This window comes from Vampirovibrio sp., from assembly GCF_041737375.1.
Lineage (GTDB): Bacteria > Cyanobacteriota > Vampirovibrionia > Vampirovibrionales > Vampirovibrionaceae > Vampirovibrio.
Map to the genome: position 1 here is coordinate 56,585 of NZ_JBGSRV010000012.1, position 22,367 is coordinate 78,951.

A 22,367-nucleotide genomic window follows, 5' to 3' on the forward strand; every position below is an offset into this window, starting at 1 on the left:
TGGCACCCCTAAAACTGGCGATACCCCTCAGGTATGGCTAGTTTTCGGTGTCCAGACTTTCCTCGGCATGCTCATCCTGATCGGAAAGCGATTTTTTGGGCAGGTTGCAAGGACCTCTGCCCCGCTGACGACGAACCCCAATCACGTCGTTAATCTGGCAAATGGCATCCCGGACCCGATCCAGATGCTTGAGGTTTTCCACTTCCAGCGTTAGCTCAATGGTGGCGGTATGATCCGGCAGGATTTTTACCTTGGTGTTGGACAGGTTGGCGTTGTAGTCGGCAATTTTGGTCAAAATATCCTTCAGTACGCCCACCCGATCAATGACATGAATATCCAGCTTCACCGAGTGCTTGGTCTGGCTTTCGCCTTCCCAGCTTACATACATGCGCCGGTTGGGGTTGGCGTGATCCAGGTTAATGCAATCATCCCGGTGAATCATGACCCCCCGAGAGCGGGTAACTACCCCGATAATGCCTTCGCCCGGTAGCGGGTTGCAGCACTTGGCGTTCTGGTACATCATGCCTTCCAGGCCCTGAATGTCCTTGCCGTTGCCCTTTATCATGGGCCGCTCTTTGCGGGAAGCAAAGTTGTGCAGCATTGGATCAAACGTCTGCTCCGGCTCTTTTTTCAAGCGACCGGTAATACGGCCAACATTGGTTTCCCCGTAGCCCAGTGCGGCCAGCATGTCTTCCACGTTGGTGTAATTCAGCTCTTCGGCCGCTTTGCCCAACTTCCCGCTGCGAATGGCCTCTTCTACCCCGGCACGGGTTAGCTCGGCTTCCAGCAGCTTGCGACCTTGCTCCACATGCTCTTCCCGGTAGTGTTTTTTGTACCATTGTCGAATGCGGGATTTGGCGGTTTGGGTCTGTACAAAGTTAATCCAGTCCAGCCGGGGCGTGCTTTTTTTGCTGGTAATAATGTCAACAATGTCGCCATTTTTCAGGGCGTAGTTCAATGGCACAATGCGTCCGTTGACCTTGGCGCCTGTGCAGGTATTGCCCACCTCGGTATGAATGCGGTAAGCGAAATCCACCGGAGTGGCCCCTCGGGGAAGCACCACCACCCGGCCTTTGGGGGTGAATACAAACACTTCATCCCGAAACAGGTCCAGCTTCACCGAATCGACGTACTCTTTGGCGTTACCCACATCGTCTTTCAGTTCCACCATTTGCCGTAACCACGACATCTTCTGCTCTTCGCCCGCCTGATTGACCTCAGAAACGCCGGTTTCCTTGTACTTCCAGTGGGCAGCAATCCCGTATTCAGCAATGCGGTGCATATCCAGGGTGCGAATTTGTACTTCCAGCGGGCGGCCATAAGGCCCAATGACGGTGGTGTGCAACGATTGATACAGGTTGCTTTTGGGCATGGCAATGTAATCTTTAAACCGGCCCGGAATGGGGGTAAAGGCGTGGTGAATAACCCCCAACACCTCATAGCATTCCCGTTCGCAGCTCACAATAACCCGCACCGCGCTAATGTCGTATATTTCCTGAACTTTCTTTTCCTGAGTGCGCATTTTTTTATAAATGCTGTAATAATTTTTAACCCGGCCATAAATTTTGGCGTCAATATTCATGGCCGACAGCTGATCCTTGATCTTTTCAATCACCATTAAAATGGTGTTGGCCCGCTCATCAGTGGTGTGGGCAATTTCGCTTTCAATTTCCACATAGCGCTCAGGATCCAGATATTTTAGCGATAGATCTTCCAGTTCGGCCCGGATTTTTCCCATGCCCATGCGGTTGGCCAGTGGGCCAAAAATTTCAATGGTTTCGGTGGCGGTTTTTACCTGCTTTTCCGGCTTCATATGCTCCAGGGTTTGCATGTTGTGCAACCGATCCGCCAGCTTCAGCATGATCACCCGCACGTCATCGGCCATTGCCAAAAACATTTTTCTAAAATTCTCGGCGTGGGCGTCTTCTTTAGAAGCGAACTCAAACTTGCCCAGCTTGGTCACGCCCACCACCAGCTTCAGTACTTCTTCTCCAAACTGTCGCTCAAGGTCTTCGGGCTTGGCGGTGGTGTCTTCCACCACATCATGCAGCAGGGCGGCCATAATGGTGGCGGTATCCACCGGAATGCCCGCCAGAATAATGGCCACGTTCACCGGATGGACAATGTAGTTTTCCTGATTTTTTCGATACTGGCCCTCGTGCATCCGACGGGCGTATTCAAAGGCCTCACGCACCCGAATCAAATCGTTTTCAGGGCGTTCCTGACTGCGCAAAATATCCAGCAACTGCTGAAACAGCTCATCTTCCTTGAGGATGCCGGATTGTAGTTCTTGCACGATTTTGAGAATCCCTTACGCTCACTTTATTATATAGCGTTCAATGGGGGAATGAACCCCTGATTTATAAAGTTTTCCGTTACAGAAATCCTGAAATCACCTTTTCGCCTCAAAAATACCAGTTTTGGATATAATCAGGAGTATGAGTTTTGATGTTTTACTCTCGGCTATCGAGATTGTTGTTTTACTGGTTCTGATTGTTTCGACTTGCGCCTTGTTTACCAACGCGATTGAGTGGACAGGCCACCGTTTCAAGCTATCGGAAGGCGCGGTTGGCAGTGTATTGGCGGCGGTAGGCACCGCTTTGCCGGAAACGCTCGTGCCCATTATCGCCATTGCGTCGGGTTATTTTGGTTTATCCACCATGAACCTGGAAACCGGGCACGATATTGGGGTGGGGGCCATTTTGGGGGCGCCCTTCCTGCTGGGAACCTTGGCTATGTGGGTCACTGCCACCGCCTTGTTTTACTTTGCGGCGATGAAAAAGCGGGACGCCAAACTGAAGATTGATATGCACCTGTTTCGGCGGGATTACCATTATTTTTTCCCGGCTTATCTCACGGTGTTTGGGGCCGCTTTTATTCCATCCTTACTGGTAAAGCAGGTTTTGGCGGTTGGCTTGTTGGCCTTTTACGGTTTTTATGTTTACCGTACCTTGCAGCGGGAGCATATTCCCGATGAAGAGTTTGAATTGCCCGTTTTAACCTTTGCCCCCCGAACCAAGGAGCCCAAAACGCTGCTGATTTTGGCCCAGGTTGCGGCCAGTTTGGTGATGCTGCTGGTACTGGTTCACTTTTTTGTGGGCGAAATCAACGATGTGGCCATGAGTCTGGGCATTCCTGCGCTGGTGCTTAGTATGATTGTGACCCCCATTGCCACCGAGCTGCCCGAGAAATTCAACAGCGTGGTGTGGATTCGGGGCAAAAAAGACAATTTGGCCTTGGGAAACATTACCGGGGCCATGGTGTTTCAAAGTTGTATTCCTACCGCCATCGGGCTGGCCTTTACCCCCTGGGTGCTGAATGCTCAAGGCATTCTCAGTGTGCTGCTTTGTCTGGCCTCATCGTTCATTATTTACCTGTGCGCCTGGAAAAACCCGAAATTCTTGCCTCAAATTCTGTTTGGCAGTGGTATCTTCTACCTCATATTTCTGTTTTATGCCTTGTTAACCTGGGGTAAGCTCTAACTATGTCTTTGTTTCAACCGTTTCAAATTCGGGACATCCAGTTTAAAAACCGCATTGGAGTTTCTCCCATGTGCCAATACTCCTCTACCGATGGCTTTGCCGATGATTGGCACTTGGTGCATCTGGGCAGTCGGGCTGTGGGCGGAGCCGCCTTGGTGATCATGGAGGCCACCGCTGTTACCCCGGAAGGGCGCATTAGCCCCCACGATATGGGCATTTGGCAGGATGCGCACATTGAGCCTTTGGCTCGCATTACCCGTTTTATCTTGTCTCATGGTGCTGTTCCGGGCATTCAAATTGCACATGCTGGGCGTAAAGCCAGCAACGCCGCCCCTTGGCTGGGAGATGGCGCTTTAACCACCGAGCAAGGGGGATGGTCGCCGCTTTTAGGCCCCAGCGCCATTGCCTTTGATGAGAACTCTCCGGTACCTCAGGCCATGACGGATGCTGATATTGAAGCGTTGAAGCAGGCCTTTGCGGGTGCCGCCCATCGGGCGCTGAAGGCGGGCTTTCAGGTGCTGGAGCTGCATGCGGCCCACGGTTATTTGTTGCATTCTTTTTTATCGCCGCTTTCCAATCAGCGCACCGATGCGTATGGTGGCAGTTTTGACAATCGAATTCGGCTGCTGCTGGAAATTACAGAGCAAGCCCGCCAAATTTGGCCCGACACCTTGCCTTTGTTTGTGCGGATTTCCGCCACCGACTGGGTGGAAGGTGGCTGGGATGTGCCGCAATCTGTTCGGCTTTGCGCTGAGCTGAAAAAGCGGGGCGTGGACTTGGTGGATGTTTCCTCCGGCGGGGCGGTTGCCGATGCCAAAATTAAGGTAGGCCCCGGCTATCAGGTTCCTTTTGCTGAGCAAATCAGGCACCAGGCCGATATCCCCACGGCTGCGGTGGGCTTTATTACGGATGCGGCGCAAGCGGATGAAATTATTCGTCAAGGTCAGGCCGATATGGTGCTTTTGGGCCGAGAATCATTGAGAAATCCCTACTGGCCTCTACATGCGGCCCATGCCTTGGGCGTGACCCCACAGTGGCCCAATCAATACGATCGGGCCAAGCCCCGCTTGCCTCAGCCTCAAAGCCGTTAAGCGCAAGACTGCTGACGCAAGCCAAGACGCTTATTACAGATTAAAAGCCCCGTCTGGCAATGAGACGGGGCTTTTGCTTTGGTTTAGGTAGGTTAAGGAGCAATCAATTAAAAGTTTAGGACGCACTGCGTACTTTTTGCAGGGCCTCGTCGTATTCAGCGGCATGCAGGGCTTCCACTTTGCCCAGAGCCTTAAAACGCTGGGCCGCTTTCTGGAAAAGGTTGGCATGCACTTTGGATTCGGCGGCCTGTTCCTGGAACTCCGCGACTGCGGCGGCTTCGCCTTCTTCAATAGCCACCCGCTCAAAGTCGGGGTACATGTGGTTGGTTTCGTACAGTTCACCATCTCGGGCCAGTTCCAGCAGTTTTTCCACGGTCATGTCCGCTTTGGGGTATAAAAGCTGTAAATGGGCAAAGGCGTGGCCGGTTTCCTGATTGGCGACGTCCTCAAACAGTTGGGCCACTTCGGTATTGCCCAGTTCTTTGGCGATTTTGGCGAAATACAGGTACTTGCGGTTGGCCATGGATTCCCCGGCAAAGGCGCTTTCAATGTTTTTGGCAGTGAGGCTGGTTTCAGAGTTGGATTGCATGGGGTCCTCTTTTCTTCTGGTTTTCACTTTTTGGGTTTTCATCGTTTCTGTTGGGGAAAGCGGTTTTGTTCAGGGCTAAGTAGCGTTTGTCGGCATTTTTCGGGGCTTAACGCCGTAAAAGTTCACCTGATAGTCGGCCACGTTGTACTCATCGCCCAAAACACCAAACAGGGACTGCACTTTCTCCCAAGGAATGTCATAAACATCCCCGGTGGCCACATCAATAAAGTGGTGATGCGAGCTTACATTGGCGTCATAGCGCACCACGCCCGGTTCTACGGCAATGGCATTGATAATATTGGCATCCACCAGCGCGGACAGCACATTGTAGAGCGTTCCTCGTGAAAGCCCTTGCAGACCGTCTTTTACGGCTTCAAAAACCTCATCGGCTGTGGGGTGAGAGTCTGTGTGCAACAGAAAATCCATTATCACGGCCCGCTGAGGGGTTACTTTTAAATGCTTTCGGGTCAGCAGCTGACGAATTTCGGCGGGGGTCATCAGGATCAATCTCGCTATTAATTATAGTGAGTCTTAACTAATAATAAACTCTATTTAAGACTTATTCCTAATTTAGAATAAGTCTAATTTAGGAATAAGTCAAGATAAGCAAGCTGAAATGGGCGGTTTTTAGACATTGTTGACGATTGTGCAAAAAGAGTTGATCTGCTTGAATGAAAAGTAGGCGGTTTCTTGCTGTTAGTCTGGGTGCCATGCCCCTGTATCCTCCCTTGGCTCAGGTATTCTGACAATTTTTGAAAGGCATGTTATGAGCGATTCCCAATTTCAGTCCATGGATTCTAACCCGCAGCTCCTGACGCTGTCGGATGATTGGCGGCAGTGGATCGCCAAAAACCTGATGCTGGGAAGCGCCAGCCAGGATTTGATTCGCATTCTGGTGGATAAAGGGCATGCTCTGGATTTGGCCGCTCAGGAAGTGAAAATGGCCCAGAATCACCCCTATGTGGCTGGGGGACAGTCTCTGGCCTTGAAGTTGAAGAAGCGGGACTGGGTGCTTCAGTGTCAAACTGTTTTACAAGAGCAGTCCCCCTCTTTTGGCGAGGTAGAGCGCCGAGAACGCCTGTCACGAGACGAATTCTACGAATCGTACTACTACCGCAATCGCCCGGTGGTGATTACAGGTATGCTGAACGACTGGCCCGCCCTAACCCGCTGGACGCCAGATTACTTAAAAGCCAGTTATGGCCATTTAGAAGTGGAAGTTCAGTGTGGACGCTCTCAAGATCCAGAGTATGAGATTAATAGCGACCAGTATAAAAAGCGCATGCCCTTTAGCGAATATATCGATTGGGTGAATAGCGGGCTGGAAACCAATAATTTTTATATGACCGCCAACAACTCCGGGCATAACGCCTCGGTGTTAAAGGGGCTTTGGCAGGATGTCCCCCTGTTGAGTGAATACCTGAAGGCCGATGAGGCCAATCAGGGCTTCTTTTGGTACGGCCCCCAAGGCACGGTGACTCCCTTGCATCACGACTTGACCAATAACTTTATGGCCCAGGTGCAAGGCCATAAAATGGTGCGTATGATTCCGCCCAGCCGGTTGCCGGAGGTGTACAATCACCTCCACTGTTACTCTCAGGTGGATTTGAGCAACCCGGACTACGAACGCTTTCCCCAGTTTGCGGGGGTTCGCACCATGGATGTGATGCTGGCCCCCGGTGAAATCCTGTTTTTGCCGGTGGGTTACTGGCATCATGTGGTGGGGGTGGAAATTTCCATTACCATGACCTATACCAACTTTTTACCCTTCAACGATTTTGGGGCCATTTATAGCACCTATGGTTTTTTTGATTAATTCCGGAGGGGGTGATGCGGCGGTGGTTCCAGCGCTGGTTCAAAATGTTATAAAGCTTTTGGGTTGGGCTTAAATTTCCTGCTACTATTAAGGCTAAAGTGAGTTTGTCCTATCAGGATTGACCTCCAGACTTCCTACCTCAAAAGCGGCCTGTTTTTGTGAAAAATCGACCCCTCAAAGCGTGCTTGGTTCTTTTGGCTTTGTGCACGCAAGTTGCATTAGGCTTTGCGCCCAGTTACGCCGGTGGCATTCATGATCACGGCCCCCACCGCGCAGCTGTGGGGCATCATCAAAGCCCGCATCGCAATGATTATTCCACCGGATTTTTGTTGCCTCGGCAACGTTCGTTTAAAAGCCTGAACCAAATCTATCAGTTCGATCATTCGCCCTTGGGCAAACGAATTCCGGTTTTGCTGGTGCCGGGTCGGGCGGAAGAGTTCCAGCACAACGCCTGGTGGAAAGAAATCTGGCATGTGGCCAATCAGGATTTGGCCTTTAATCGCTATTTCAAGCTCTATGTCTTCTTATATAACTCTAAAGAAGAGTTGGATGTGCAGGCCGAAGGTTTGGTCAAGGAGCTGAAGGGTCGTTTTGGTACCTTGCCTGCCTCTCAGCCCTTGATGATGGTAACTTACAGCCTGGGTGGGGTGATTGTGCGTGAAATGGCAAAGGATACCAGCCTGCTGAACAAGGTCGATACCATGATTGCCATTGCGGTGCCTTTTCATGGCTCTCCCATGTTTGATCCTGAGTGGTTTAGCGAGTATTTGAACCCGCCTACCCGATCGCCCTTGCGCCGGTTTTGGGATCGCAGTTTGTACCGGGGTTATATGTTCAGTAAAAGTAACCTCACCCGTGGTTTGAACTGGGATAATTTTGACAGCTCCAAGCCCCAGTTTCAAAGTGGGAATAACCATCCCAATCAACCCAGTTTGGCGGGCGATCAGGCTTGTTCCACCGTGCAGCCCTATCAGGAATATCCCAACGCGGATTTGATTCGTCAAAAAACCATTGTATATGCCAACTATCTGGAAAACGCTGTAACGCACCCCGAGTCTCAAAAAAAGAAAAGCACCATCGCCAAGTCCATTAGCCTGCCTCGCCGTGCGGTGGAGTCGGTGGTACCTTTTTACGGGTTTACGGTGCATGCTGTATTAAGTTATATGGGCCTGCAACTGGCCAATTTGCCCACCTATACCCCGGATGACCCACAGGGCAAAAATACCCAGCTTTATCGCTATAACGACGGGGCCATTCCGGTCAGTAGCATGCTGTTTCTCAAACCCAGCCCGGACCCTTACGATGATGATTTGTGGGGCCTGATTGGCATGTCTACGGTGCGTAACGTGCGGGTGTTTAAAGGGCATGATCATTTGCATATTGGAGAATATGCCCGCCTGAAGGGCAATCTGGTGACCCCGGATCTGGTTCACCCGGAAGATGGTCAACGATCCCCGCACCGCTGGATTATTCACGATTTGTTTAAACGGATGCGTGAACTCCGGGTAAAAGCCGGTTAATGCAGAGAGAAAGAGCAATGACATTACCCACCCCGGTGCAAACCCTTGATTTAAGAACCACCAAATGCCCCCTGAATTTTGTAAAAACCCGGCTGGCGCTGGAAAAGCTGGCCTTGGGCGATGTGTTGGAAGTCTGGATTCTATCCGATAGCCAGTCGTCGTTGAATATTCCCAGCAGCATCCGCCAAGAAGGCCATGAGGTGCTGCAGGTGGAAACCGCCGAAGATGGCCTGCAGCGGCTGCTGATTCAGAAGGCGTGTTAATAGCAGCAGCGTAAGGTTCAGGGTTCGCCTTCCGGTACAATTTCGTAGCCCAGCGTGGCCAGCTTTTGTTTGCAGGCATCTACCCAGGGTTCATAGCCGCAGCCCTTTACCAAAATGGCCATGGGGCTGGCTGGATAATTCCGGCAAAAGGCGGGGCGATCCTCGTAAATCTGGCAAAGGCGGTTCTCCCCCAGATTTCGGCAATGGTAAAACACCACATCGCTTTCCTGGAGCTGGGCCTTGGTTTTTTGACTGCGAACCATGGCCAGCACCCGGTCGATATGCTGGGGCGCTTGGCTATAAAACGCCTTGGCCGCCTGATGGGAGGGATGGGGAATAAATACGCTCAGGAAGTCCCGGCAGGTTTCATCGCCTTGCGCGGCTTGGGCAAACAGTTGATCCAGCGGAACACTGGGCACTGCCACCGAGCAACAGGCCGCCTGCAAGTTGCAGCCGGTGGGTTTGGGTACGCCCAATATGGTTTCCCAGCTTGGTTGAGTCATCATTTTTTGCCTGTAAAAACGGATGGGGCATTTTGTTGGGAAGAGCTTTCAGCGGGCAATGGCCCAGCCTGATTATAAACCCGTTCTACCCGCCAAGGCGTCCCCCAACGGCAGGACGTGGCGCTTAAGAAGCCAGTTCCTGAATCCGAGGCCGTTCTTCCTGGCTGAAATCGTGGTAGTTGCTGAGTTTGACAAACTGGGCCAACAGCTCGGGATGGAAGCTTTTATCCCCTTCGGATAACATGATTTTAATGGCCTTGGCGCTGGGGATAGACTCTTTATAGGGGCGTTTGGAGGTCAGGGCATCGTAAACATCGGCAATTTTAACCAAATGGGAATAGGGGTGGATCTGATCGCCCCTTAAATCCTGTGGATAGCCGCCGCCGTTATACATTTCCTGATGTTCCAGTGCGGGGCGGGCAATGTGATCGGGCAGGCGCAGCACTTCGGTAATCATTTTATAGCCTATCCCCGGATGCAGCTGCATCACTTCAAATTCCTTTTCGCTCAGGCGACCGGGTTTGAACATAATGTTGCGGGGAATCATGAGTTTGCCCAAGTCGTGCAGAATGGCGGCCAAGGCAATGTCCTTTACCTCTTGCTTGCTGAAGCCCGCCTTGATGGCCAGCGCAATGCTCAAGGCGGTCACATCCAGAATATGAGAGTAGGTAAACGAGTCTCGGACCCGCACCTGGCTCAGAAACTGGATTTGCTCCACCTGGGAGGTAACTTCCGCAATCAGTTTGTCTCGGGCCACTTCACACAGTGCAATATCTGGGGAAGCCCCTTTTTGCAGTTTTTGCCAAAAGTATCCAATCGATCCCAGAAATGCCTGGGTTAACGCACCACTCAACAAAAGCTCACTGGCATTCTCATCCGCTAAATTTTGCTGTTCTTGTTCCGAAAGTCCGGCCTGAAAGCGAAAGACAAACCCTTCATGATTGATGAAATCCGTTTTTGGAATATCGCCGGTGTCTCGGTAGAGGCTTTGTACTTGCAGGTTGGCCAGTAAATCGGCGTTCACGGTTTGCCCCGCCCGGTAGCGCAATTCACCTGAAATGGCGTACAGGCTGTATTCCAGACTTTGCAAACCCGATAGTTCGGTGAAAGGAACTTTTACAAACAAGCAATGGGTCCTCTGTCCGGCTTCTGATTGAAAAGCGCCGGTACGATCGTTTTACAGTTCAAACTGTTTTTAAGGGAGTTTTAATACCTTCGGCCAATGGGCAGAAAAGTTGAGGGTTTATTTTATAAATTGTATATAAATTGTAATTGTTGAGAGTCGGAAGAAGTTGAAAAAAATGAACCTCTGCTCATCAGGGTCACCCAACACGATTGAACCCGTTGGGACGTTCCACGGGGTGGTTTTAAGCGGCTGCTATAAGAGAGGGCTTTAGTGGGACCGGGTAAAGCTCAGGCTCTCTTTCCATTGGCGCACGATGCTTTCCCGTTGATCCAGCGGGCAGTGGTAATCACAGGCCTGGCTCACCACGGTCACCGCATCTGTATTCAAGTTCACTTCTTTGCCCACTTTATCAAACAGGCACACCCCGGCGTTTTTTAAGGCCCCCGGTACATCGGCGGTGGGGTTGAAAAAATTGCCGCAACTGCCGCAGGTCACCATGGTCAGTCCCCGGTTCACCAGTTTGGCGTGTAGCTCGTAAAAGGCCTGATCCAGAATGCGATAGGATTCGGTGGAAAAGGAAACGGACTTGTATTCCAGAGTCAGGCAATAGCTTTCCTGACCCGCCGGGTTATAGGTGGTTAGGGTTTTTAAACGGCATTGCACCTGATTCACCCCGTTGGATAGCGGCACCGATTGCACCGTTTCTCGGGCTTGCTGGTGGGTGTACGGTTTCGGCTCAGGTTCTACATGAGCGACCTGTTTGCTTGCCTTGCTTTGGAGGGCGTCGGGCCAATCGTCTCTTTTTGCTTTTGGGCTGAGGGGCAAGTCCACCGTGTTGTATTTCATATCCTCACGGGGGGCGTTTTTCTTCAGGATGTTATGGATGACCGAGCGGCTGGAAGTCTCGTCAAACAGGTCGGGGGGACTGTCCAGCGATTCGTTGAAGCGGGTTCTGTCCGCCCGGCGGTAGCTGCTGCCTTTTAAAGGCTGCTCAGCCAGTTTTTGCCTGACAAAGTTGTAGATGGAAAGCGGGGAAAGCGCCACGCCCAGCACATAAGAAAGGGGGGTGAATATCAGCATGGTGGCATAATCGTTGGGTTTGCAGCGAGCCACCACCAGGGCCATGGCGTTCAGCACCAGTGTGAGGGCGGCAACCACGCCCCAAAACAGGGGTTCGCCCGGAATGGGGATTTGGGTCCTTTTATCCAGCAGGCCCAGCACAATAACCAGCATAAAGGCCATTAAATAGGGCGGGTTTACGGTGGCGATCAAATGCTCCACGTGGTTAAAATCAAAGCGCAGCACCAGCCGGGTAAGCAGGGCGGGGCCGTATCGGGCCAAAATGGAAAGCCGGTTGAACAGTGTGCCAATGCAGCGGGTAAAATAATCCAGCGCGTTTACTCTGGAATCGGCGTAAACCACAACGCTGGGCGCCCAGTTAACCCTAAAATTTTGTAGGTTCAGGCGAATGGTGTATTCCAGGTTGTCAAAATCCGTTCCCCGATGGTAGGGAATCATTTCCAGCACTTCCTGCTTGATGGCCCACCCGCTGTCCAGTAACCGGCAGCTCATGCCCAAATGATAATGACCGGCGTTGCCAATGCGGTTAAACACCCGGTTGGACAAAGCCATGACTTGGGCCAGCAAACTATCGGGCGGGTTTTTAAGCGCCACATACCCTTGAATGGCAAAGCTGTCGATGCCTTTGGCGGCGATGTTCTGGAAGAAGTCACTTTTAACGATATCGGTGGGCTTAAGAAAAACGAACATGCCGTTTCCGCCCGCCGCCAAACAACGCTCAATAATCCAGCCCAGCGCTTGTTCAAAGCGGGGGGCCGCCTCTGGGTGACGCCACACTTTGACGTTGGGCCGTAAAGACTGAGGGATCAATTCGTGGGCGGTATCTTCAGCGGTCACCAAATGAACGGTGACCTTGCTGGCCGGGTAGTCCTGCTGATGAATGGCGTGGAGCAGTTGCAGCAACGCCGGGTGATCGTTGGGATCCAGAAAAGGGACCAGAATGGATAACTGAAATTCCTGTCCCGGTTTATACAATTTTTTAACCAAATCGTACTTGCGACCCTGCTCGGCGGCCAGCACCACCAGCAATTGCCGAATCAGCAAAAAGACAACCAGGAGTTCCAGCAGGATAGCCAGGGAAGATTCAAATAAAGCAATTGGATTCATCAGGGGTGCGGTCACTTTACGGTTCGTGGACTCTCATGATGTATTCTACCCGAAAATCACCGCTGTTTTAAAGCCGCTTGCGCCGCTTGTGCCAGTTCCGCTTCTGGTTGCAGTTGCAAAAAGCGCTCAAAGCAAGGCCGAGCCTGGGTCATATCCCCCGTTTTTTGGTAAGTCAGGCCCAGCATAAACCAGGCTTCGGCATTATCCGGGTTGTCTGCGGTTAGCGCCTTAAACTGGGTTTGCACTTCCGCCAGTCGGCCTTCCTGATCGTAGGTATTGATCAGATTTCGGTAATACAACGAAAAAGGCGGCTGCATGCGACAGGCTCGTTGAAACGAGGCGTAAGCCAGCGGGTAATGGTGGGTGAGCCGATAAGCCAGCCCCAAATTGTTATAAATAGGAGCAGCCATACTGGCAAAGGGATTCAGCCGAATGGCGGCCTTCAGTTCCTCAATGGCCTCTTCGTACTGGCCTCGTTCCATCAGCAATTGGCCATTCCGGGCGTGGGCAATGGCGTTGTCCTTCAGGTCATAGGCCGCTGCCGTTGGCATTAGCGATAATAAGGCCATTAGGCCCACCAAAACGCCCACGCTCATTAAGCGCCAAGGGGGTTGAAGGCTGGGGCAAACGCATTTCAAAATGGGGGTGGCCTATTTAGGGTTAAATGGGTGGGGGCACCGTGCAGTCCACTGTAACATGGGCCTGTGGTCAGGGTATCGGCGTTTTCAGGGTCAACTTGAATTTTTAAAGACGGGCCGAAACCAGCGTATCGGCTGGCAAGGCCTGTTGTGCGTAAATGCGGGTGGAGGTGGCCACATCCTCACAACGGTTGGGACAGTAAAGCGTGCTTTCCCAGTGCAGGGTCATATTCTGGCTGAGCTGAGACAGCAAGGCGGTTTCTGCCCGCACCAGCCTCATGGTATCCGGGTATTGGCTGGCGGCGGGATGGTTGAGCAACTGTTGCACACTGCTTAAATAGCTGGTTAACGCTTGACCGGATGACGCCGGGGTACGGTTCTCTTCCAGCAGGCCGCCTTGCTGGTTGTAGCGGGCGGTAATAAAAGCGCCATTGTTCAGGTTTTGCAAATACGACATCAGGGTGGCCCGCACTCGCAGGTGGGCCATATCTTCGGTGGGGGCACCATCAAACCGCAACGCGCTGGCTTGCCGAATGGTGTTGCCCAAGGCCTGGGTTTTGTCTTTCAGGGTTTTGAACTGGGCGGTTAATTCACTGCTTTTAACTTCATCGGCCAGTTGACCGTACAGGTAAGCGGCGTAATCAAAGGCTTCCGCTCCAGAGGCCAGCGTGGTTTGCTGGAGGGTTAAGGGTTTATCCAGCGTTTCCAGATGAATAGAGGCGTTATCCAGCAATCGTTGACGCCAGAGTAACGGTTCACCCCCACTTAACAAAACGGGGGGCTTTGCGGGGGCAAAAATAATGGCCAGTGGATTTGCTTTGATCATCCTGGGGGTGTTGTCGGTGGCCAGCGCACTGGAAATTACCTCGGGAGGATGCAGGGGGCCATCATAAAAGAAAAAAGTGAGTACCAGCGCCATGCCCACAAACCCGGCGGAGGTAAGTAACGCTTGAACGTGACGTTTGAAACGAGAACGCATGCAAAACCCTCTTGAAGGGACTTCCATGCCGTTGCGTGGAAGTCCTTGCAAAATTTGACGATTGACAAGAACTGTCATGGGTATCGGACACCCCGAGGTTTTCCCAAGGGCAACCGGGCGTTCTTTTATCAATTATTTACAGAAATATTTGTAGAAACAGGCGTGCTTCATCGCAGGCAAACCACAGGCACTTATAGGGGTTTGCTTTCTAGTTGGGGACGGTCGCTTCCCGTTCCGCTTTTTGTACCAAAGCCACGGTGGCCTTAACCAGCCCTTTGAATAAGGGGTGCGGCTTGTCCGGGCGGGATTTGAACTCCGGGTGGAACTGGCAGGCCACAAACCAGGGGTGGTTGGGCAGCTCAATAATTTCCATCAGGGTGCGATCCGGTGAGGTGCCTGAGAAGATCAATCCGGCCTTGGTCAGGATATCAATGTACTCGTTGTTGATTTCGTAGCGGTGCCGGTGACGCTCCATGACCACTTCCGTTTCATAGGCTTCGGCGGCTTTGGAATTTTTCATCAAATGGCAGGGGTATTGGCCCAATCGCATGGTGCCGCCCTTGTCCGCCAGATTTTTCTGGTCTTCCATCAGGGCCACCACTGGCTGATCGGCTTTGGGTTCAAACTCGATGCTATCGGCTCGGGTGAGTTGGGCCACGTTGCGGGCGTATTCAATAACCGAAACCTGCATGCCCAAACACAAGCCCAAAAAGGGGATGTTATGGGTTCGGGCGTATTTAACCACGTTAATTTTGCCTTCAATGCCCCGGTTGCCAAAGCCACCCGGCACCACAATGGCATCTACCCCGGATAGCAGGGCTTCACAGGTTTCATCATCAACGCAATCCTCGGTGTTAATCCAGCGAATGTCCACGGAGGCGCTTTCGCTGTAGCCCGCATGCTTGAGGGCTTCAATCACGGAAAGGTAGGCATCGCTGAGGCCCGTGTATTTTCCGGCCAGCGCGATTTTCAGGTTCATGGTGGGTTGTTTTACTTTTTGAACCATGGCTTCCCAGGAGGCTAAATTGGGTTCGGATTGCTCCGTGTTCAAGCGCTCCAGCACCTGATGGGCCAAACCTTCTTTTTCCAGTGCCAGCGGTACTTCGTACAACACGGCCATATCAATGGATTCAATCACCGCCTCAGGCGCCACATTGGTGAACTGGGCCAGCTTTAGGCGCTCGCCACGCCCCAAGGGGCGCTCGGTACGGCACACCAGAATATCTGGCTGGATGCCAATGCTACGCAGGGTATTTACACTGTGCTGGGAAGGCTTGGTTTTAACTTCCCCGGAGGCTTTCAGGTAAGGGATCAGTGTAACGTGAATGAAGCAGGTGTTTTTAAAGCCCACATCATAACGAAACTGGCGAATGGCTTCTAAAAAGGGAAGGCCCTCAATATCGCCCACCGTGCCGCCCACTTCAATAATCAGGAAATCCGGGGAAAGCTGGTGGGTGGCTTCCATAATGCGGTTTTTAATTTCATCGGTAATATGCGGAATGGTTTGCACGGTGGCGCCCAAATAGTCGCCCCGGCGCTCCTTGGCGATCACATCCTGATAGATGCGTCCGGCGGTAACGTTGTTCAACCGGGTGAGGTTGGTGTCGATAAAGCGCTCGTAGTGACCTAAATCCAGATCGGTTTCCGCCCCGTCATCGGTGACAAACACCTCGCCGTGTTGAAAGGGGCTCATGGTGCCGGGATCCACGTTGATATAGGGGTCAAATTTTTGAATGGATATCTTATAGCCTCTGGCACGCAGCAAACGGCCTAAAGAGGCGGCTACAATGCCTTTGCCCAAAGAGCTGACCACACCACCGGTGACGAAAATGTACTTGGTAGAACCCATGTGACGAGAACCTCGTTTAACTTGTTTTGGCTGATGAGCGTAAATGAAAAAAGAAGGGTGAAAACTGTCAATAAAAGCGGCAGAGCGCTTAAGCGCAGTTAGCTGTCGCCCAGAATTTTAGGCACCCGGAAAAAGCCGTCTTCCTCGTGAGGAGCGTTGGCCAGCAGTTCTTCCCGGCTGAATTCCCGTGCGGACTTGTCTTCCCGGAAAACGGTCTGGGTGGAAGCGTCCATGTTCAATTCAATTTGAGATAAATCCACCTCGTTCAGCTGTTCCACCAGGCTCAATATTTTGCTCAAATCCTGGGTGTAGCGCTCGGTTTCTTCGGGCGTTAATTCCAGACGGGCCAATTTGGCCACATGCTTGACGGTTTCCTGAGTGATGGTCATGGTGAACAAATCCTTTGTGCTGGCGGGGAAGATTCATGCGTCGCCGAAAGCAGACGATTGTTCTCTATTCTAGCGGGAACAGGAAATTTTTCCAAAACTGGTTTAAAATTTTTAGCACTTCCAAAAATAATAAGGAAGCCCATCAGGCATCCCCATTGAACGGGTGACGTTGTGGATATAAAAACCGCTCATACTAAAAATTGCCGAGCTTTGAGCGAAGGCGCTCGTGCCCGCCCTGTTACATGGATACCAACGAATGGGCTTGAAAATGCGCCACCATCCGCTCTTTAACGGCTTCTACCGAAATGGGCCGCTTCAGCACTGCTTGCATGGATGTCATTACTTGGCTTTGTAAGCCACAAGGGTTCATTTGGGAAAAGGCGGCCAAATCGGTGCAGACATTGAGGGCCAAGCCATGATAAGTAACCCATTTTTTGACGGAAACCCCAATGGAGGCCAGCTTTAAGCACTGCCCACCTTCAGGCGCTTCCACCCACACCCCGGTCCAGCCCGGATTGCGCTGGCCGGTAATGCCAAAGTCCTGCAGGGTTAAAATAATGAGGGTTTCCAAATTTCGCAAATATTGGTGCAAATCCCGCTGGCCTACGGGCAAATGGAAAATGGGGTAGGCAATCAGTTGCCCCGGCCCGTGATAAGTGACATCCCCGCCCCGTTCCACCGCATGCACCGGAACGCTGGGATTCAGCAAGTTTTCCGCATGCGAACCCCGCCCCAGCGTAATCACCGGCGGGTGTTCCCCAATCAGCAAGGTGTCTGGAATTTCTTCGTTCAAGCGCTGCTGCACCAAACGCTTTTGCAAGGTCCAAACCGTTGGGTAATCGCTCAGTGCAAAGTCCTGAATGGCAAGCGGCAAGCTATTTAACCCCGGCCACCGGCTTTTCCTTTTGGAAAATATGAATGGCCATACCGTGTACCGCCTCAGCGGCTTCCATCATGGTTTCCGGCAAGGTGGGGTGGGTGTGTACGGTGAGAGAAATATCTTCCGCCGTGGCGCCCATTTCAATGCCCAAAGTGGCTTCCGCAATCAGCTCAGAGACTTCCGGGCCAATCATATGCACACCCAGCAGTAAATCCGTTTTGGCATCGGTAATCATTTTAACCATGCCCTCTGGCTCATTCATGCTCAAGGCCCTGCCAGAGGCCGCAAAGGGGAACTTGCCCACTTTTACCTCGTAGCCTTCCGCTCTGGCCTGCTCTTCGCTCAAGCCCACCGTGGCAATTTCCGGGTCGCAGAAGATGGCGGCGGGCATGGCCCGGTAATCCAGCACCTCTTTGCTGCCCGCAATCACGGCGGCTGCCACCAGCCCTTCTTTAGAGGCCTTATGGGCCAGCAGGGGGGGATTGGTCACATCCCCAATGGCGAAAATATGCGGCACCGAAGAGCGCAACTGGTTGTCCACAATCACAAAGCCCTTGTCGTTGAGTTGAACACCGGCTTTGTCCAGCCCAATGTTTTGGGTGTTGGGCTTGCGACCCACGCACACCAGCAACTTGTCCACGGTTTCCGTCAGGGAGCCTTTGGGGGTGTTAAAGGTAACCACCACTTTGCCATTCTGAACATCGGCCTGTTGGGCTTTGCTTTCCAGATGAACGGCCACCCCCCGCTTTTTGAGGGCACGTTTCAGCATCTGCACAATTTCTTTGTCCACACCGGGTAAAATATCGGCGGCCAGCTCAATAATAGTAACCTTGCTGCCTAGCTTGGCGTACAAGGTTCCCATTTCCAGCCCAATGACCCCACCGCCAATCACGGCCATGGTTTCTGGCACTTCCTGCCAGGACAAGCCTTCCCGAGATTCAATGATGTTCTCGCCATTAAATTCAAACCCCGGCACTTCAATGGGCGATGAGCCGGTGGCAATCAGGAAGTTTTCCGCTTCCAGCGTTTGCACTTTTCCTTCACTGTCTTTGACTTCCAAAATGTTGGGGCCGGTAAAGGTGGCAGTTCCAAACACGCTTTGAATGCCATGCGCTTTGAACAATTGCCCAATGCCGCCAGTCAGCTTTTTCACCACGCTGTCTTTCCAGCTTTGAAGCTTGGGCATTTCAATGCGCAGCCCGTCGACATAAATGCCCATTTCTCCGGCATGCTGAATGCGCTCGTACAAGGTGCCCGCATAAATAAGCGCTTTGGAGGGGATGCAGCCCCAATTCAGGCAAACCCCGCCCAGCACTTCTTTTTCTACCACGGTCACTTTTTTGCCCAGCTGTGCCAGCCGAATGGCCGCCACATATCCGCCGGGCCCAGCCCCTATCACAATGACATCGGGTTTATGCTCTGCCATGGTTCGCGTTCCTTATGTCGGCTCAAATACGGGTTCAAAAAAGTCAGGCGGGTCTGTTTCCGCTTAAAACGCAGTCATCAGGCGGGCCGGATTTTCCAGATATTGAATCACTTCTTTTACAAATAGGGCGGCTTCTGCTCCATCCACCACCCGGTGATCGCAGGAAATGGACAAGTGCATCATTTCCCGAATCACGATTTGCTCTACCCCTTCAATGGTGCGCACCACTGGGCGACGCTCAATTTTGTTAATGCCCATAATGGCCACTTCCGGGTAATTAATAATCGGGATTCCAAACAGGCCGCCAATGGAGCCGATGCTGGTGAGGGTAAAGGTGCCGCCTTTTAACTCTTCCAGGGTTAGTTTGCCTGCCCGTGCTTTTTCGGCCAGGGTTTTAATTTCGGCGGCCAGTGTGAATGAATTTTTCTGATCGGCGTATTTCACCACCGGCACAATGAGGCCCTGATCGGTGGCCACGGCTACGCCCATGTGGAAATCGTTTTTGTAAACCACTTCCTTGGCCTGCTCATCCAGTTGGGAGTTCAGCACCGGATACTTCCGCAATCCGGCAATCACCGCCTTGATCACAAAGGGTAGGTAGCTCAGTTTTACGCCTTCCGCTTCGGCCACCGGCAATAAATCGGCCCGCATGGCCACCAGCTTGCTCATATCCACTTCTTCCACGTAGGCAAAGTGGGGGGCAGTTTGCTTGGATTTAACCAGATGCTCCGCAATTTTGCGACGCAGCCCGCCAAACGGCGCCCGGTGTTCTCCCATGGAACGAAACCCTTCCGGGCTGGCGCTGACAGCGGAAACGGCGGTTTTGGCCACGACCGAGCCCGCCCCCTGGAAGGTCTTAACATCATCCGGGGTTACGCGTCCCCGAGGTCCGCTGCCTGCAACTTCGCTGAGTGCTACGCCCAACTCTCGGGCCAGCTTGCGGGTGGCGGGGGCGGCAATGGCTTTGCCAGCCAAAGGCCGTTCCTGAGTGGCCGTGGCGGTGCTTTTGCCGGTGCCGTTGGCCGCTGTGGCCGACTCTTCTTCCTCAACGGTTTGCTCTTTTTCTGGAGACTGCTCATTCTTTTTGGGCCCGGCTGGTTGCTCTTTGGCCGCCGGGGCTGGCTCGTCGTCCTCAGAGGATGCTTCTTCGCTGGCTGAGGCCTCTTTGGCGTTCTCATCAAAAACGGCGATGACGCTGCCCACGGTAATCACTTCGCCGGGTTTGCCCCGTAATTCGGTTAGCACGCCGCTCATGGGGGCCGGAATTTCAGCGGTGACCTTATCGGTCATCACTTCCACAATGGCCTGATCTTCTTTGACAAAATCGCCCTGTTTAACCAACCATTGAACGATTTCGCCCTCATGCACGCCTTCTCCGATATCGGGCAGCTTGAATTCGTAAGCCATAATTGAAAAATCTCCTCAAAAAAACCGTTTGAACCAAAAAGGCCGGATGCTTCCAGCGGGTGTTCTAGTGGTATTCCATTACTTCCTTGATGCCCAGAAAAATACGGATGGCATCGGGCACATAAATTTTTTCCAGGGTGTAGGGAAAGGGGGTATCAAAGCCGCCAATGCGCTTAATGGGCGCTTCCAGATACTCCACGGCGTTCTCGGCGATAATGGCCGCCACTTCTGCCCCGTAGCCGCTGGTTTTGGGGGCTTCATACACAATCATGGCCCGCCCGGTCTTTTTAACCGAATTCAAAATGGCTTCCTCGTCCACCGGGTACAGGGTGCGCAGGTCAATGATTTCGCATTTCACGCCCTCTTTTTCCAGCGCCTTTTCAGCAGCCAGCCTGCAAGGCTCCACCATGGCCCCGTAGCAAAAAATAGAGAGATCGCTGCCTTCCTGAACCAATCGGGCGGGGCCGATGGGTACCGTAAAGTCGCCGGTGGGCACTTCCCCTTTGACGGAGCGGTAAATCTTTTTGGGCTCCAGAAAAATAACCGGGTCTTCCCCACGAATGGCAGAGGCCAGCAGCCCCTTGGCATCTTCGGGGGTGGAGGGAATGACCACTTTTAAGCCCGGTGTGTGGGTAAAGTAAGCCTCCGGGCTTTGAGAGTGGTACAACCCGCCTCGAATACCGCCCCCGTAAGGGGTGCGAATCACCACCGGGCAAGTGTATTCCCCGCCGGAGCGATAGCGGAACTTGGCCAGTTCGGACACCACCTGATCGAAGGCCGGGTAAATGTAATCGGCAAACTGGATTTCGGGCACTGGCTTCAGGCCGTACAACGCCATGCCAATGGCCGCCCCCACAATGCCGGTTTCGGTTAAGGGGGTGCTAAAGGCCCGTTCTTCGCCAAATTCCTTGTTCAAGCCTTCTGTGGCCCGAAAAACGCCTTCGTTTACGCCCACATCCTCGCCGAAAACCACCACCCGGTCATCCCGGCGCATTTCGGTCTTGAGGGCATCGTTGATTGCCTGTAATAGTGTCATTTGAGCCATAGTTAATTCTCCTGAGCCTCTCAAGCCTATAACGGAAATTCGCCTTCCTGCTGACGGGGAAATTCGCTTTCCTTTTCCAGCAGTTCGTCCCGTTGGCGAGCCAAGGCGGGCGGCAATTCGGCATATACATCTTCAAACAGAGAGTTCCAGTCCGGCTCCGGCTTTTTAGCCGACTCCGTGGTTCCCTCGTTCACCTTGGTTTGAGCCTCTTCCCAAATGCGGGCCTCGTAAGCCTCATCCCAAAGTTCTAACGATTTTAGATACTGACGGGTACGGGCAATGGGATCCCGTTCATCGCTCAGCCATTCATCACTTTCGTTGCCCCGGTAGCGGGTGGGGTCATCCGAGGAGGAGTGCGGGCCAACCCGGTAGGTGAACAGCTCAATCAGGGTAGGGCCTTCTCCGGCTCTGGCTCGGGCAAACGCTTCACGAGAGGCATTGTAGACCGCAATCACATCGTTGCCATCTACCCGAATGGCAGGAACGCCGTAGCCCACCCCTTTGGAGTGCAGCGTTTCCGCCCCACATTGCTTGGAAACAGGCTGGGAGATGGCATACTGGTTATTGACAATAAATACAACCAGCGGCGGCTTGTAAACTCCGGCAAAAGTCATGCAGGAGTGGAAATCGTTGGCGGAAGTGCCACCATCCCCAATGTAGGTGGTGATGACCACGTCATCTTTTTTGTACTTGGCGGCCATGGCGGCCCCGGCAGCATGAATCAGGTGGGTGCCAATCACGCTGGAGGAACTGACGAAGTTGACCTTGCGGTTGGTGTAGTGGGCGGGCATTTGGCGGCCTTTGGCAAAATCGCCCACGTTGCCAAACAGGTGATCAGCCAGCTCGGTAATGGGAACACCCTTGTAAATCATTAACCCGTATTGGCGATAGTAGCCAAAAATCCAGTCTTTATCGCTCAGGGCTTGACCAATGCCAACCTGGGCCGCTTCTTCACCGGTAGAAGTGACACAAAAGCCAATGCGCCCGCTGCGTTGCAGTTTTTTCTGGCGCTCATCGTAGGCCCGAATTAAAATCATGCCTTCATACATGCGTTTTAAGTCGTCGGCGCTCAAGCCTTCCGGTAACTGGCCGGTTTTTTGGTTGCTGACTGCCGCCCTGAGCAGGGGATCGGTGTTTGACGCGTTGGCGGATTTGCTGCTCATTGGCTGTCTCCTTT

20 protein-coding genes are annotated in these 22,367 nt (G+C 52.7%); 5 read left to right on the top strand and 15 right to left on the bottom strand.

What is annotated here, in order from left to right:
• Nucleotides 1-37 precede the first annotated feature (37 nt).
• The gene (locus tag ACEW81_RS08865; RefSeq protein WP_373532622.1) at nt 38-2,296 is read right to left on the bottom strand and encodes a RelA/SpoT family protein; all 2,259 of its coding nucleotides are present in this window, start codon (nt 2,294-2,296) and stop codon (nt 38-40) included.
• Nucleotides 2,297-2,438: 142 nt separating this feature from the next.
• Between ACEW81_RS08865 and ACEW81_RS08870 the strand changes: the two genes are divergently transcribed.
• Entirely contained in the window at nt 2,439-3,482 is a 1,044-nt protein-coding gene (locus ACEW81_RS08870; protein WP_373532623.1) for a sodium:calcium antiporter, read from the top strand.
• A gap of 2 nt (nt 3,483-3,484) precedes the next feature.
• Entirely contained in the window at nt 3,485-4,573 is a 1,089-nt protein-coding gene (locus ACEW81_RS08875; protein ID WP_373532624.1) for an NADH:flavin oxidoreductase/NADH oxidase, read from the top strand.
• Between the two features lie 115 nt (nt 4,574-4,688).
• On the opposite strand, the gene ACEW81_RS08880 is transcribed toward ACEW81_RS08875, so the two are convergent.
• Both ACEW81_RS08880 and ACEW81_RS08885 read right to left on the bottom strand, forming a co-directional pair.
• Nucleotides 4,689-5,162 (bottom strand): rubrerythrin family protein, encoded by a 474-nt coding sequence (locus ACEW81_RS08880; protein ID WP_373532625.1) that lies wholly within the window; start codon nt 5,160-5,162, stop codon nt 4,689-4,691.
• Between the two features lie 75 nt (nt 5,163-5,237).
• A complete protein-coding gene (locus ACEW81_RS08885) occupies nt 5,238-5,660 on the bottom strand; it encodes a Fur family transcriptional regulator (RefSeq protein WP_373532626.1) in 423 nt (140 codons plus the stop codon).
• A 268-nt stretch (nt 5,661-5,928) separates the two neighbouring features.
• On the opposite strand from ACEW81_RS08885, the gene ACEW81_RS08890 reads away from it, so the two are divergent.
• The 3 genes from ACEW81_RS08890 (at nt 5,929) to ACEW81_RS08900 (ending at nt 8,761) form a co-directional block, all read left to right on the top strand.
• Nucleotides 5,929-6,978: a cupin-like domain-containing protein gene (locus tag ACEW81_RS08890; protein ID WP_373532627.1), complete on the top strand. Its 1,050-nt coding sequence runs from the start codon at nt 5,929-5,931 to the stop codon at nt 6,976-6,978.
• 194 nt (nt 6,979-7,172) lie between these two features.
• The gene (locus ACEW81_RS08895) at nt 7,173-8,498 is read left to right on the top strand and encodes an esterase/lipase family protein (protein WP_373532628.1); all 1,326 of its coding nucleotides are present in this window, start codon (nt 7,173-7,175) and stop codon (nt 8,496-8,498) included.
• Nucleotides 8,499-8,515: 17 nt separating this feature from the next.
• Nucleotides 8,516-8,761, top strand: coding sequence for a sulfurtransferase TusA family protein (locus ACEW81_RS08900; RefSeq protein ID WP_373532629.1), 246 nt, complete (start codon nt 8,516-8,518; stop codon nt 8,759-8,761).
• A gap of 17 nt (nt 8,762-8,778) precedes the next feature.
• On the opposite strand, the gene ACEW81_RS08905 is transcribed toward ACEW81_RS08900, so the two are convergent.
• The 12 genes from ACEW81_RS08905 to ACEW81_RS08960 all read right to left on the bottom strand — a co-directional run bounded on the left by ACEW81_RS08905 (nt 8,779) and on the right by ACEW81_RS08960 (nt 22,353).
• A complete protein-coding gene (locus tag ACEW81_RS08905) occupies nt 8,779-9,267 on the bottom strand; it encodes a YkgJ family cysteine cluster protein (protein WP_373532630.1) in 489 nt (162 codons plus the stop codon).
• Nucleotides 9,268-9,388: 121 nt separating this feature from the next.
• Entirely contained in the window at nt 9,389-10,390 is a 1,002-nt protein-coding gene (locus ACEW81_RS08910; RefSeq protein ID WP_373532631.1) for an HD-GYP domain-containing protein, read from the bottom strand.
• A 267-nt stretch (nt 10,391-10,657) separates the two neighbouring features.
• Nucleotides 10,658-12,577: a glycosyltransferase family 2 protein gene (locus ACEW81_RS08915; protein WP_373532632.1), complete on the bottom strand. Its 1,920-nt coding sequence runs from the start codon at nt 12,575-12,577 to the stop codon at nt 10,658-10,660.
• Between the two features lie 56 nt (nt 12,578-12,633).
• Nucleotides 12,634-13,173 carry a tetratricopeptide repeat protein gene (locus tag ACEW81_RS08920; protein ID WP_373532633.1) on the bottom strand — a complete coding sequence of 180 codons (540 nt, stop codon included), beginning with the start codon at nt 13,171-13,173 and terminating at the stop codon, nt 12,634-12,636.
• Nucleotides 13,174-13,321: 148 nt separating this feature from the next.
• Entirely contained in the window at nt 13,322-14,194 is an 873-nt protein-coding gene (locus ACEW81_RS08925; protein WP_373532634.1) for a hypothetical protein, read from the bottom strand.
• A gap of 208 nt (nt 14,195-14,402) precedes the next feature.
• Complete coding sequence (locus ACEW81_RS08930) at nt 14,403-16,043, bottom strand: CTP synthase (protein ID WP_373532635.1); 1,641 nt, start codon at nt 16,041-16,043, stop codon at nt 14,403-14,405.
• A gap of 98 nt (nt 16,044-16,141) precedes the next feature.
• On the bottom strand, nt 16,142-16,432 hold the full coding sequence (gene gatC / locus ACEW81_RS08935; protein WP_373532636.1) for an Asp-tRNA(Asn)/Glu-tRNA(Gln) amidotransferase subunit GatC: 291 nt from the start codon (nt 16,430-16,432) through the stop codon (nt 16,142-16,144).
• Between the two features lie 238 nt (nt 16,433-16,670).
• A complete protein-coding gene (lipB, locus tag ACEW81_RS08940; protein WP_373532637.1) occupies nt 16,671-17,306 on the bottom strand; it encodes a lipoyl(octanoyl) transferase LipB in 636 nt (211 codons plus the stop codon).
• A 1-nt stretch (nt 17,307) separates the two neighbouring features.
• Nucleotides 17,308-18,738 (bottom strand): dihydrolipoyl dehydrogenase, encoded by a 1,431-nt coding sequence (gene lpdA / locus ACEW81_RS08945; protein WP_373532638.1) that lies wholly within the window; start codon nt 18,736-18,738, stop codon nt 17,308-17,310.
• 63 nt (nt 18,739-18,801) lie between these two features.
• Nucleotides 18,802-20,145 carry a dihydrolipoamide acetyltransferase family protein gene (locus tag ACEW81_RS08950; RefSeq protein WP_373532639.1) on the bottom strand — a complete coding sequence of 448 codons (1,344 nt, stop codon included), beginning with the start codon at nt 20,143-20,145 and terminating at the stop codon, nt 18,802-18,804.
• A 64-nt stretch (nt 20,146-20,209) separates the two neighbouring features.
• Entirely contained in the window at nt 20,210-21,190 is a 981-nt protein-coding gene (locus tag ACEW81_RS08955) for an alpha-ketoacid dehydrogenase subunit beta (protein ID WP_373532640.1), read from the bottom strand.
• 26 nt (nt 21,191-21,216) lie between these two features.
• Complete coding sequence (locus tag ACEW81_RS08960) at nt 21,217-22,353, bottom strand: thiamine pyrophosphate-dependent dehydrogenase E1 component subunit alpha (RefSeq protein WP_373532641.1); 1,137 nt, start codon at nt 22,351-22,353, stop codon at nt 21,217-21,219.
• Between the last annotated feature and the right edge of the window lie 14 nt (nt 22,354-22,367).

Coding starts and splice junctions, on each gene's coding strand:
- ACEW81_RS08885 (WP_373532626.1), bottom strand. CDS start 5,660: ATGACCCCCGCCGAAATTCGTCAGCTGCTGACCCGAAAGCATTTAAAA.
- ACEW81_RS08925 (WP_373532634.1), bottom strand. CDS start 14,194: ATGCGTTCTCGTTTCAAACGTCACGTTCAAGCGTTACTTACCTCCGCC.
- ACEW81_RS08890 (WP_373532627.1), top strand. CDS start 5,929: ATGAGCGATTCCCAATTTCAGTCCATGGATTCTAACCCGCAGCTCCTG.
- ACEW81_RS08920 (WP_373532633.1), bottom strand. CDS start 13,173: ATGAGCGTGGGCGTTTTGGTGGGCCTAATGGCCTTATTATCGCTAATG.
- lpdA (WP_373532638.1), bottom strand. CDS start 18,738: ATGGCAGAGCATAAACCCGATGTCATTGTGATAGGGGCTGGGCCCGGC.
- ACEW81_RS08875 (WP_373532624.1), top strand. CDS start 3,485: ATGTCTTTGTTTCAACCGTTTCAAATTCGGGACATCCAGTTTAAAAAC.
- gatC (WP_373532636.1), bottom strand. CDS start 16,432: ATGACCATCACTCAGGAAACCGTCAAGCATGTGGCCAAATTGGCCCGT.
- ACEW81_RS08870 (WP_373532623.1), top strand. CDS start 2,439: ATGAGTTTTGATGTTTTACTCTCGGCTATCGAGATTGTTGTTTTACTG.
- ACEW81_RS08950 (WP_373532639.1), bottom strand. CDS start 20,145: ATGGCTTACGAATTCAAGCTGCCCGATATCGGAGAAGGCGTGCATGAG.
- ACEW81_RS08955 (WP_373532640.1), bottom strand. CDS start 21,190: ATGGCTCAAATGACACTATTACAGGCAATCAACGATGCCCTCAAGACC.
- ACEW81_RS08905 (WP_373532630.1), bottom strand. CDS start 9,267: ATGATGACTCAACCAAGCTGGGAAACCATATTGGGCGTACCCAAACCC.
- ACEW81_RS08880 (WP_373532625.1), bottom strand. CDS start 5,162: ATGCAATCCAACTCTGAAACCAGCCTCACTGCCAAAAACATTGAAAGC.
- ACEW81_RS08900 (WP_373532629.1), top strand. CDS start 8,516: ATGACATTACCCACCCCGGTGCAAACCCTTGATTTAAGAACCACCAAA.
- ACEW81_RS08915 (WP_373532632.1), bottom strand. CDS start 12,577: ATGAATCCAATTGCTTTATTTGAATCTTCCCTGGCTATCCTGCTGGAA.
- ACEW81_RS08930 (WP_373532635.1), bottom strand. CDS start 16,043: ATGGGTTCTACCAAGTACATTTTCGTCACCGGTGGTGTGGTCAGCTCT.
- ACEW81_RS08960 (WP_373532641.1), bottom strand. CDS start 22,353: ATGAGCAGCAAATCCGCCAACGCGTCAAACACCGATCCCCTGCTCAGG.